Annotated in this window: 11 protein-coding genes; 5 read left to right on the forward strand and 6 right to left on the reverse strand. The window is 70.5% G+C overall.

The genetic code is table 11. From position 1 onward, the window contains the following. Window positions 1-530: 530 nt before the first annotated feature. The 4 genes from ACTOWY_RS01525 to ACTOWY_RS01540 are packed head-to-tail and all read right to left on the reverse strand — an operon-like array spanning window position 531 to window position 4,255. Complete coding sequence (locus ACTOWY_RS01525; protein WP_441307784.1) at window positions 531-1,685, reverse strand: acetyl-CoA C-acetyltransferase; 1,155 nt, start codon at window positions 1,683-1,685, stop codon at window positions 531-533. A gap of 22 nt (window positions 1,686-1,707) precedes the next feature. Next, window positions 1,708-2,334, reverse strand: coding sequence for a TetR/AcrR family transcriptional regulator (locus tag ACTOWY_RS01530; protein WP_441307785.1), 627 nt, complete (start codon window positions 2,332-2,334; stop codon window positions 1,708-1,710). 14 nt (window positions 2,335-2,348) lie between these two features. Next, window positions 2,349-3,119 carry an SDR family oxidoreductase gene (locus tag ACTOWY_RS01535; protein WP_441307786.1) on the reverse strand — a complete coding sequence of 257 codons (771 nt, stop codon included), beginning with the start codon at window positions 3,117-3,119 and terminating at the stop codon, window positions 2,349-2,351. Next, entirely contained in the window at window positions 3,116-4,255 is a 1,140-nt protein-coding gene (locus ACTOWY_RS01540; protein WP_441307787.1) for an acyl-CoA dehydrogenase family protein, read from the reverse strand. Before ACTOWY_RS01540 ends, ACTOWY_RS01535 begins: the two co-directional genes overlap by 4 nt. A gap of 74 nt (window positions 4,256-4,329) precedes the next feature. Between ACTOWY_RS01540 and ACTOWY_RS01545 the strand changes: the two genes are divergently transcribed. The 5 genes from ACTOWY_RS01545 to ACTOWY_RS01565 are packed head-to-tail and all read left to right on the forward strand — an operon-like array spanning window position 4,330 to window position 9,721. After that, entirely contained in the window at window positions 4,330-5,835 is a 1,506-nt protein-coding gene (locus ACTOWY_RS01545) for a FadD3 family acyl-CoA ligase (RefSeq protein ID WP_441307788.1), read from the forward strand. Then, complete coding sequence (locus tag ACTOWY_RS01550) at window positions 5,835-6,662, forward strand: enoyl-CoA hydratase (RefSeq protein WP_441307789.1); 828 nt, start codon at window positions 5,835-5,837, stop codon at window positions 6,660-6,662. Before ACTOWY_RS01545 ends, ACTOWY_RS01550 begins: the two co-directional genes overlap by 1 nt. Before the next feature lies 1 nt (window position 6,663). After that, on the forward strand, window positions 6,664-7,791 hold the full coding sequence (locus tag ACTOWY_RS01555; RefSeq protein ID WP_441307790.1) for an acyl-CoA dehydrogenase family protein: 1,128 nt from the start codon (window positions 6,664-6,666) through the stop codon (window positions 7,789-7,791). Beyond that, window positions 7,788-8,741: an acyl-CoA dehydrogenase family protein gene (locus tag ACTOWY_RS01560; RefSeq protein WP_441307791.1), complete on the forward strand. Its 954-nt coding sequence runs from the start codon at window positions 7,788-7,790 to the stop codon at window positions 8,739-8,741. The genes ACTOWY_RS01555 and ACTOWY_RS01560 overlap by 4 nt, the downstream gene beginning before the upstream one ends. After that, entirely contained in the window at window positions 8,726-9,721 is a 996-nt protein-coding gene (locus tag ACTOWY_RS01565) for an acyl-CoA dehydrogenase family protein (protein WP_441307792.1), read from the forward strand. Before ACTOWY_RS01560 ends, ACTOWY_RS01565 begins: the two co-directional genes overlap by 16 nt. Here the strand turns inward: ACTOWY_RS01565 and hsaB are convergent. Together hsaB and hsaC are read right to left on the reverse strand one after the other, a co-directional pair. Then, on the reverse strand, window positions 9,690-10,232 hold the full coding sequence (gene hsaB / locus ACTOWY_RS01570) for a 3-hydroxy-9,10-secoandrosta-1,3,5(10)-triene-9,17-dione monooxygenase reductase subunit (protein ID WP_441307793.1): 543 nt from the start codon (window positions 10,230-10,232) through the stop codon (window positions 9,690-9,692). The two genes, ACTOWY_RS01565 and hsaB, sit on opposite strands and share 32 nt — an antisense overlap. Next, window positions 10,229-11,134: an iron-dependent extradiol dioxygenase HsaC gene (gene hsaC, locus ACTOWY_RS01575; RefSeq protein ID WP_441307794.1), complete on the reverse strand. Its 906-nt coding sequence runs from the start codon at window positions 11,132-11,134 to the stop codon at window positions 10,229-10,231. The genes hsaB and hsaC overlap by 4 nt, the downstream gene beginning before the upstream one ends. Between the last annotated feature and the right edge of the window lies 1 nt (window position 11,135).

Below are 11,135 nucleotides of genomic sequence, written 5' to 3' on the forward strand. Positions count from 1 at the left end.
CCTCCGGTGGTCTGCCCGGCCGGCGAGGCCATCCTTTTTTGATCTTAAAACCGAAGATCAAGATCGTCCTCGCCGGACGGGCAGGAATCAAAGGATGGGGGGAAATTCAAGAGCAAAGAGCAGTGCTCGTGTGCGGTTCCCCATCCCCGTCAGCCCTCCGATACCAAACCACATCTCACCGAGCGGCCCCCGTCACGCTGGGCAGGATTGGCGACGGTTTGTGTTGCAGGGGCCACTCGGTGAGATGCGGTGTGTCCTCTCCAGGCTGACGGGGATGGGGAACCGCTCAGGGAAAGTTTTCGAAAAGCCACCCCCGCTGCCCGTTCCGGGCTTCGCCCGACCGCAGTGCCCATGGCGTCCCACCACGGCCAACGTGGCGTACAACAACGGCCAACACACCGTCCATAACGGCCAACTCGGCGTACGACAACGGCCAACACGCGCGGAGGTTGAATCCTCGCTGGCGTGTTGGCCGTTCTGGGACGGGGTGTTGGCCGTTTTCGTCGCCGGAGGATCGGTTTGGCGCTTGGTTAGGGGAGGCGTTCGATGATGGTGACGTTGGCTTGGCCGCCGCCTTCGCACATGGTTTGCAGGCCGAAGCGGGCGCCGGTGCGTTCCAGTTCGTTGAGCAGGGTCGCGGTCAGTTTGGTGCCGGTGGCGCCGATGGGGTGGCCCAGGGCGATGCCGCCGCCGTTGACGTTGACCTTTTCCCACGGGGCCTTGATCTCGCGCATCCAGGCCAGCACCACGCTCGCGAAGGCCTCGTTGACCTCGAACAGGTCGATGTCGTCCACGGTCATGCCTGCCCGGCGCAACGCGTGCCGGGTGGCCCGGATCGGGGCGGTCAGCATCGCCACCGGGTCCGCTCCGCGCGCGGACAGGTGGTGTACCCGGGCGCGGGGCTGCAACTTGTAGCGGCGGACGGCTTCTGCCGAGGCGACCAGGATGGCGCTGGCGCCGTCGGCGAGTTGGCTGGACAGGGCGGCGGTGATGCGGCCGTGCTCGCGCAGGGGTTTCAGGCCGGACATTCGTTCCAGGGTGGTGTCCGCGCGGGGGGTCTCGTCGTCGGAGATGCCGTTGCAGGCCACGATCTCGCAGTCGAAGCGGCCCTCGGCCCTGGCCGCGATCGCCCGCTGGTGACTGGCGAGGGCGAACTCCTCCATCTCCGCCCGGCTGATCTCCCAGCGCAGGGCGATGTGATCCGCCGCCCGGAACTGGGACAGCTCCTCATCGCCGTAGCGGTGTGCCCAGCCTGGCGACATGGCGGTCGGGGTCGGGTCGCCGAACTGCTCACCCAGGGTCATCGCCGAGCCGATCGGGATGCGGCTCATGTTCTGCACGCCGCCGGCCACCACCAGGTCCGCGGTGCCGCTCATCACCGCCTGGGCGGCGAAGTGCAGGGCCTGCTGGCTTGATCCGCACTGCCGGTCCACGGTCACCCCTGGCACCTGCTCCGGGTAGCCGGCGACCAGCCACGCGGTGCGCGCGATGTCCCCGGCCTGGGCGCCGATGGTGTCCACGCAGCCGAACATCACATCGTCCACTTCGGACGGATCGGCGCCGGTGCGCTCGAACAGCGCGGTGATCACGTGCGCGCCCAGGTCCGCCGGGTGGATGGTGCTGAGTCCGCCGCCGCGGCGGCCGACCGGAGTGCGTACTGCGTCGATGAGGTACGCCTCGGGCACGGAACTCTCCTCCTCTGATCACCTACGCCTTGCGGACGGGACGTCGCCGGGTGGCGATGCCGTCGAGCAGGATGCCGAGGTACTGCCGGGCCACGTCCTGCGCGGACAGCGGGCCGTCCGGCCGGTACCAGTGCACCGCCACCCACACGGTGTCCCGGACGAACCGGAACACCAGCTCGACATCCAGGTCCGGCCGGAACACCCCGGCGCGCACCCCGTCCTCCAGGATGCCCACCCACAGTTTGCGGAATTCCACGTTGTGGTCGCCGAGGTAGCCGAACCGTTCCTGCTGGGCCAGGTATTTGGCCTCGTTCTGGTAGATCGCCACCTCGGCGTGGTGCGCGTCGATGCACTCGAAGGAGCTGATCACGACCTGTTCCAGGCGTTGCCGCGGGCCGAGGTCGGTGGCGGTGATCTCCCGGTAGCGCCCGAACAGCTCGTTCAGGAACCCGGTGAGGATCTCATCGGCCATCGACTCCTTCGAGTCGAAGTGGTGGTACAGGCTGCCGGAGAGGATCCCGGCGGCGTCGGCGATGTCGCGGACCGTGGTCGCCCGGAACCCGCGTTCGGCGAACAGTCGCGCGGCCAGCGCGAGCAGTTCGGCCCGGCGCTGCGATCCGCCGGTGTCGGGGGCACGTCGTGGGGTCACGCGGTTCTCCTTGGTCACGGGTGCTGGCTGCTCACCGACAGCACCTCGCCGGTGAGGTAGGTGGCGTAGTCGCTGGCGAGGAAGATCATGACGGTGGCCACCTCCCAGGGCTGCGCCGCCCGGCCGAACGCCTCCCGCCCGGCCAGTTCGGCGAGCAGTTCCGCGCTGGTCACCTTGGCCAGGAAGGGATGCGTGGCCAGGCTGGGCGCGACCGCGTTGACCCGGATGCCGTGCTGGGCCACGTCCAGCGCGGTGCACCGGGTGAACGCCATCACGCCCGCCTTGGCCGCAGCGTAGTGTGCCTGCCCGGCCTGGGCGCGCCACCCGATCACCGAGGCGTTGTTGACGATGGCGCCGCCCTCGCCCTGCTCGACCAGCAGCCGCAACGCCGCCCTGGTGCACCGGAAGGTCCCGTTCAGCGTCACGTCCAGGACCCGTTGCCACTGCTCGTCGGTCATGTCCAGGATCGACGCGGTGCCACCGAGCCCAGCGTTGTTGATCACTACGTCGAGTCGTCCGAAGTGGACGGACGCGCCGGTGAACAGGTGCTGCACCTGGGCTTCGTCGGTGACATCGCAGGGAATCCCGGTCACCCGGTCTCCGTGTTCGGCGGCCAGCCGCTCGACCGTCTCGGCCAGTCGCCGTTCATGCCAGTCGCTGACCACCACCGCCGCGCCCTCCAGGAGGCAGCGTTCGGCGGCGGCCGCGCCGATCCCGGTGCCCGCGGCCGCGGTGACCACCGCGACCTTCCCGGTCAGCAGCCCGTGTCCCTCGGGTGGCTTCACGGCCGAACCTCCTTGGGCAGCCCCAGAATCCGTTCCGCGATGATGTTGCGCTGGATCTCGTCCGAGCCGCCGTAGATGGTGTCGGCGCGGCTGAACAGGTACAGCCGCTGCCACCGGTCCAGGTCTCCCGGCGCGGTCAGCCCGGCCGCGCCGCGCACCGCCATGGCCAGCTCGCCGAGTCCGCGATGCCAGCGGGACCAGCACAGTTTGGCCACCGAGGCCTCGAATCCGGTGCGTGGCCCGGACATCGTGCGCACTGCCTGCGCCCGCATGACCTCCAGGCCGATCCAGGCCCTGGTCACCCGTTCCCGGATGCCCGGATCTTCCAGCGCACCACAGTCCCTGGCCAGTTCCACCAGCGCGGTCAGCTCCCGCCGGAACCCGACCTGCTGACCCAGGGTGGCCGCGCCGCGTTCCACGGTCAGCGTGCCCATCGCCACCCGCCAGCCGTCACCCGGTTGGCCCACAACGAGTTCCGCGGATGTGCGGGCGTCGGTGAAGAAGACCTCGTTGAACTCGGCGGTGCCGGTGAGCTGCCGGATCGGCCGGACCCGCACGCCCGGCTGGTCCATCGGGATCAGCAGGTAGGACAGCCCGGCCTGGCGCCGCGAGCCCGGTTCGGTGCGCACCAGCGCGAAACACCATTGGGCCAGATGGGCCAGCGAGGTCCACACCTTCTGTCCGTTGACCACCCACTCGTCGCCGTACCGGCGCGCGGTGGTGCGCACCGCGGCCAGGTCCGATCCGGCCTCCGGTTCGGAATAGCCCTGGCACCACAGCTCGCGCACCGCGGCGATCTCCGGCAGGAACCGTTGCCGCTGTTCGGGTGAACCGAAGGCGATCAGCGTGGGCCCCAGCAACTCCTCACCCACATGGCTCACCCGGGCCGGGGCCTCGGCCCGCGCGTACTCCTCGTGGAAGATGACCTGTTCGGCCAGGGACAGTCCGCGGCCACCGTGTTCCAGGGGCCAGCCCAGGCAGGTCCAGCCGGCCGCGGCGAGGCGCCGGTCCCAGGCCAGCCGCTGCTCAAAAGCCTCGTGTTCGCGGCCCGGCCCGCCAAGACCGCGCAGCGCGGCGAACTCGCCGGTCAGGTTGGTCGCGAGCCATTCCCTGACCGCGCAACGGAACGTATCCATGTCGGCCTCCAGGCTTCTCAAGGCGCACCGACCTGCGTAGGCTAGCCTACCAAGCACTTGCTTGGAGGTGTTCGGTGAATCCCAGCACCATCCCCGCGGCGTTGCACTCGGCGGCGCAGCACTTCGGCGCGGCCGAGGCCGTGGTGGACGGCGAGACCCGCTGGAACTTCACCGGCCTGCTGGACCGGGTGCGCGCGGCGGCCGGGGTGTTCCTCGGCGCGGGCCTGCACCCGGGCGACCGGGTGGCGGTGCTGGGGCCGAACACGGCGCACTGGATTGTGGCCGCGCTCGGCGCGTTGTACGCAGGCGGCACCTTGGTCCCGCTCAACACCCGGTTCACCGCGGCGGAAGCTCTGGACGTGCTCACCCGCAGCGGCGCGAAAGTCCTGGTGGCCACCGAGGTTTTCCTCGGCGTCGACCGCCTCGCCGAACTGCGCCGGGCCGGGTTGCCAGCGGAACTGCGCACCGTGCTGCGCATCCCAGTCGACTCCGCCGCCCCAGCCCCCGACCTGGCTCGCTCGCCGGTTTCGCCGCACGCGGTGGCGGCGCGGGCGGAATCGGTGCGGGACAACGACGTCAGCGACATTCTTTACACCTCGGGCACCACCGGCCGCAGCAAGGGCGCGATGAGCGCGCACCACCAGTCCCTCGGTGTGGCCGCGGCCTGGGCCCAGCTCGCCGGACTGCGCACGGGCGACCGCTACCTGGTGGTGAATCCGTTCTTCCACAGCTTCGGCTACAAGATCGGCATCCTGGCGAGCCTGCTCACCGGCGCGACCCTGGTGCCCCAGGCCGTGTTCGACCCGGCGACCACGGTCCGGCTGATCGAGCGGGAGCGGATCACCGTGCTGCCCGGGGCGCCGACGATCTACCAGTCGCTGCTGGATCACGAGCACACCGCGGACCTGTCCACGCTGCGGCTGGCGGTCACCGGCGCGGCCGTGGTGCCGGTGCGCCTGGTCGAGCGGATGCGCACCGAACTGGGCTTCGACACCGTGCTCACCGCGTACGGGCTGACCGAGGCGGTGGTGGCCACCATGTGCCGCCCCGGCGACGACCCGGTCACGGTGGCCACCACCTGCGGTCGCCCCGCCGCCGGATTCGAGCTGCGACTGGCCGGGAACGGCGAGGTCCTGTTGCGTGGCCCCAATCTGATGCTCGGCTACCTGGACGACCCGGTCGCGACGGCGGCCGCGATCGACGGTGACGGCTGGCTGCACACCGGCGATATCGGCCGCCTGGACGAGCGCGGCTGTCTCACCATCACCGACCGGCTCAAGGACATGTACATCAGCGGCGGGTTCAACGTGTACCCGGCGGAGATCGAGCAGGCCCTGGCCGAACTGCCCGGGGTGTCCGCCGCCGCGGTGATCGGGGTGCCGGACGAACGGCTCGGCGAGGTGGGCCGCGCCTTCGTGGTGCCCGGCCCCGGCCTCGCACTGTCCATTTCGGACGTTATGGAGTTCTGCAGGGAAAGGCTGGCCAACTTCAAGGTGCCGCGGTCGGTGGAGTTCCGGGATTCCTTGCCCAGGAACCCTTCCGGCAAGGTGCTCAAACAGCGGTTGCGCGAGGAGAGCTGATGGTGGTCGAGTACGTCCGCAAGGACGCGGTGGCGGTCGTGACGATGAACCGCCCGGAGTACCGCAACGCGCAGAACTCGGCGATGACCTACGCCATGGACGAGGCGTTCGCCCGCGCGGTGGACGATCCCGAGGTCAAGGTGATCGTGCTGGCCGGTTCCGGCGAGCATTTCTCCGCCGGCCACGACATCGGCAGCCCCGGCCGGGACGCGGACACCGCCTTCGACCGGAAAGCCGTGCTGTGGTGGGATCACACCGACCGCGAAGGCGGGGATCGACGCTATGCCAGGGAGATGGAGGTCTACCTCGGCATGTGCCGCCGCTGGCGGGAGATCCCCAAGCCGGTGATCGCGATGGTGCAGGGCGCCTGCATCGCGGGCGGGCTGATGCTGGCCTGGGTGTGCGATCTGATCGTGGCGGCCGAGGACGCGTTCTTCGCGGATCCGGTGGTGCGGATGGGCATTCCCGGGGTGGAGTACTTCGCGCACCCGTGGGTGCTGGGTCCACGCGCGGCGAAGGAGGTGCTGTTCACCGGTGACCGGTTCAGCGCGGCCCGCGCCTACGAATGGGGCATGGTGAGCCGGGTGGTGCCACGTGCCGAACTGGCCGAGGCCACCTTCATGCTGGCCGAGCGGATCGCCAGGATGCCGCAGTTCGGCCTGGCCCTGACCAAGCGCGCGGTCAACCAGTGCGAGGACCTGATGGGTCAGCGGGCAGGCATGGACTCGGTGTTCGGCCTGCATCACCTGGCACACGCGCACAACGCCGAAACCAGCCCGGACGCGCTGGCCGGGCTGGATGCCAGGTCGATGCGAGCGGACAGCTGAGGTGGACCTGACCCTGGACGCCGAAGCCCGCGCTTTCCGCGCCGAGGCAACGGAATGGCTCGCCGCACACACCCCTGCGCGGCTGCCATCCCTTGACACCGCAGCGGGTTTCGCCGCGCACCGCGAGTGGGAACACACCCTGGCCGAGGCCCGCTGGTCGGTGGTCAGCTGGCCGCGGGAGTTCGGCGGCCGGAACGCGAGTCTGCTGCACTGGCTGCTGTTCGAGGAGGCGTACTACGCCGCCGGCGCTCCGGCCCGGGTCAGTCAGAACGGCATCTTCCTGTTGGCCCCCACCCTGTTCACCCACGGCACCGAAGAACAACGCGACCGCCTGTTGCCGCCGATGGCCCGCGCCGAGCAGATCTGGGCCCAGGCCTGGTCCGAACCCGAGGCGGGCAGCGACCTGGCCGCGATCCGCTGCCGGGCAAGGCAAACCAGCGGCGGCTGGCTGCTCTCCGGTCAGAAGGCCTGGAGTTCCCGGGCCGCCTTCGCCGACCGGGCCTTCGGCCTGTTCCGCACCGATCCGGACGCGCAACGCCACCGCGGCCTCACCTACTTCCTGTTCGATCTGCGCGCCCCCGGCGTCACCGTCCGTCCCATCGCTCAGCTCGACGGCGAACCCGGCTTCGCCGAGATCTTCCTGGACGAGGTTTTCGTCCCGGACGCCGACGTGCTGGGCAAACCCGGGGACGGCTGGCGGGTCGCGATGAGCACCTCGGCCAACGAGCGCGGCCTGTCCCTGCGCAGCCCCGGCCGCTTCCAGGCCACCGCCCGCGCACTCCTCACCCTCTGGCAGCAGAACAAAAACCCGGTGCACCGGGACCGGGTGGTGGACGCCTGGATCGGCGCCCAGTCCTACCGCCTGCACACCCTGGCCACCGTCACCCGCCTGGCCGAAGGCGGCGAACTCGGCGCGGAATCCAGTGTGGGCAAGCTGTTCTGGTCCGAACTCGACCTGTCCCTGCACGAGACCGCCCTGGATCTCCTTGGCGCCGAGGCGGAACTGGACGGCGACTGGCTGCGCGGCTGGCTGTTCGCGCTGGCCGGACCGATCTACGCGGGCACCAACGAGATCCAGCGCACCGTGGTCGCGGAACGCCTGCTCGGCCTCCCCCGGAGTCCCCGATGAGATTCGCCCTCACCCCAGAGCAAACCCAATTCGGCAAAACCCTGCACGCCGCACTGGAGTCCACAAAGGACCCATGGTCGACGCTCACCGACCTCGGGGTCCCCGCCCTGCTCATCCCCGCCGAACACGGCGGTCTGGGCGCGGACCCGATCGACCTGGTGGTGGCCATGGAGGAACTGGGCCACCACGCCGTCCCCGGCCCGCTCGCCGACACCCTGGCCGCACTCCCGGCCCTGCTCACCGACCTCGACCAGCCGGAGTCGCTGGCCGAACTGGCCACCGGAACCCAGGCGGCACTGGTGCTGCCGCCGCACGTTCCCTTCGCGCTGACCGCCACCCGCTACTTCCACCTCGACCACGACACCCTCGCCACCGCGACACCCACACCCCGCCCCAGCCCCAACTCCGTCGCGCCCCGCTCCGCACTGTCCTCTGTAGACCCGCACCGCCACCTCCACCAGCTCACCCCGACCACTCCCCTCGCCCAAGGCCCCGCCGTCCGCCTCGCCGCCGCCCGCGCGTTCAACCTCGCCACCCTGGCCACCGCCGCCCAGCTGCTCGGCGCGGCCAGGGCCATGCTCGACCTCACCGTCGCGCACGCCAAGGCCCGCACCCAGTTCGGTCACCCCGTCGGCGCCTTCCAGGCCGTGCAGCACCGCCTCGCCGACACCCACGTCGCCCTCGAACTGGCCCGCCCGCTGACCCACGCCGCCGCCCTCACTGGCACCGCCCGCGATGTCTCCGCGGCCAGGGTGGCCGCCGCCGACGTCGCCCAGCGCACCGCCCGCACCGCGCTGCAACTGCACGGCGCGATCGGCTACACCCGGGAATATCCGTTGAGCCGCTGGCTCACCCTGGTCCGTGCCCTGCACACCAGCTGGGGCACCCAGGACCACCACCGCGGCCGGGTCATGGCCGCGCTCACGGAGGACTCATGGACCTGGGATTGACCGAGGATCAGCTGGCCCTGCGCGCCACCATCCGCAGCGCACTCTCCCGTGGCCACCGGGACATTGATCTCGGACTGTCCATTCCGGACACCCACGGCGGCCAGGGCGGTGGTCTCGCCGAGGTCGCCATCGCCCTCGGCGAACTCCGCCTCACCCCCAACCCCCTGCTCAGCTCCACCCTGGCCGCCCAGGCGATCCTGGCCACCGGAAACCCGGAAGCCCAGGCCCGCCTGCTCCCCCGCATCGCGGGCGGCGAACCGGCCACCCTCGCCTGGACCGACCACAAAGGACACTGGGCAGCCCCGGCCTGCGCCTACGACGGCACCCTGACCGGCACCGCGCACTACGTCCTCGACGGCGACCTCACCCTGGTCCTCGCCCAGACCGACACCGGCCCCGCGCTGTTCCTGCCGCGAACCTGTTCCCGCGTCGACGCCAACGCCCTGGACCCCACCCGCCCACTCGGCACCATCCACTGCGCGGGCACCCCGGCCGACCACCTCGGCCCGGTGGACCTCGACCGGCTGCGTGACCAGGCCTGTGTGCTGCTCGCCTACGAACAGGCCGAGATCGCCGCCGAGGCCCTGGCCCGCACGGTCGGCTACGCCAAGTCCCGCGTCCAGTTCGGCCGCCCGATCGGCTCCTTCCAGGCGATCAAGCACCGCCTCGCCGACCTGCACCTCACCGTGGAAACCGCCCGCTCGGCCGCCGCGTCCGCCCTGCACGCCCTGGCCAACCCGACCGAACTCCCCCGCTACGCCGCGCTGGCCAAGGTGCACTGCTCCGAGGCACTGTCCACAGTGGCCGGTGAGATGATCCAGCTGCACGGCGGCATCGCGATCACCTGGGAGCACGACGCGCACCTGTTCTTCAAACGCGCGCACGGCAGCGCGCACCTGTTCGGCACTCCGGCCCAGCACCTGGACCGGCTCGCCGGACTCCTGGAATTCACATCCAGTCGGTCGGCCGCGACCAGGTGACCAACGAGTCCAGGTGTCCGGGCGACTCGCCGCCGCCGTCGGTGGCCGCGTACCGCCCGCGATAGAACAGCAGTGGCCGCCCGTCGCTGACCGGCCCCAGCTCGCGCACCTCACCGACCACGATCACGTGATCACCGGCGTCGTGCTCGGCCCGCAACTCACAGTCCACCCAGGTCAGCACCCCGGCCAGCAACGGCGAGCCGCTCCCGGCCGGATTCCAGGCCACCCCGGCGAACTTGTCCGGTCCACTGCGACCGAACACAGTGGACAGTCCCTGCTGATCTTCCGCGAGCATATTCACGGCGAACACGCCCGCCTGCCGGATCAGCGGCAACGACCGCGAGGACCGCCCGGCGCAGAACAGCACCAGCGGCGGGTCCAGGGACAACGCGGCGAAGGACTGGCAGGCGAACCCGACCGGTCCCGGCGCGGTCACCACCGCCACCCCGGTGCAGAAATGCCCGAGCACCGCGCGGAACCGGTCCGCGGTCAGTCCGCTGTGGACGGTCACGACGGTGGCTGCCCGATGCTGAAGTCGTGACCCCACAGGCTCACCGCCGTGCTCTCCCTGGCGATCCAGTTCTCATCCTCGACCTGCCTGCCCTCGCAGCCGTACTCGACGTCGAACCCGCCGGGGGTCTTCATGTAGAAGGACAGCATGAGGTCGTTGACATGCCTGCCCAGGGTGGCCGACATCGGCACCTTGCGCCGCAATGCCCGATCCAGGCACAGGCCCACGTCGTCGGGTTCCTCCACCTCGACCATCAGGTGCACGATCCCGGACGGGGTGGGCATCGGCAGGAAGGCCAGGCTGTGGTGCCGCGGGTTGCAGCCGAAGAACCGCAACCAGGCCGGATCGCCGTCGGCGGGCCTGCCAACGAGTTGCGGAGGCAGCCGCATCGAGTCCCGCAACCGGAAACCCAGCACATCCCGGTAGAAGGCCAGCGCCGCCGCGTCGTCGTGAGTGGAGAGCACCACGTGCCCAAGGCCCTGCTCGCCGGTGACGAACCGGTGTCCGTACGGGCTGACCACCCGCCGGTGTTCCAGGGCCGCGCCGTGGAAGACCTCCAGGGTGTTCCCGGACGGGTCCTCGAAGCTGATCATCCCGGTGACCCGCCGGTCCGCCAGTTCCGCTTTCGCCGCGACCTTCACCGGCACCCCGGCCGCGTCCAGGCGGTCCGTGACCCCGGTCAGCTCGGCCTCGTTGGCGACCTCCCAGCCCGCCGCGGCCAGCCGGTCGCGCTCACCGGGCAGGATCACCAGGCGGGCCGGGAAATCGTCCATGCGCAGGTACAGCGCGGCCGGGTCGGCGCCCTTGCCCTCGACCATGCCGAGCACCTTGAGGCCGAACTCGCGCCACTTCGGCAGGTCGGTGGCCTCGATGCGCAGGTATGCCAGCGATCGGATGCCCATC

It is taken from the genome of Crossiella sp. CA198, assembly GCF_052078295.1.
Lineage (GTDB): Bacteria > Actinomycetota > Actinomycetes > Mycobacteriales > Pseudonocardiaceae > Crossiella.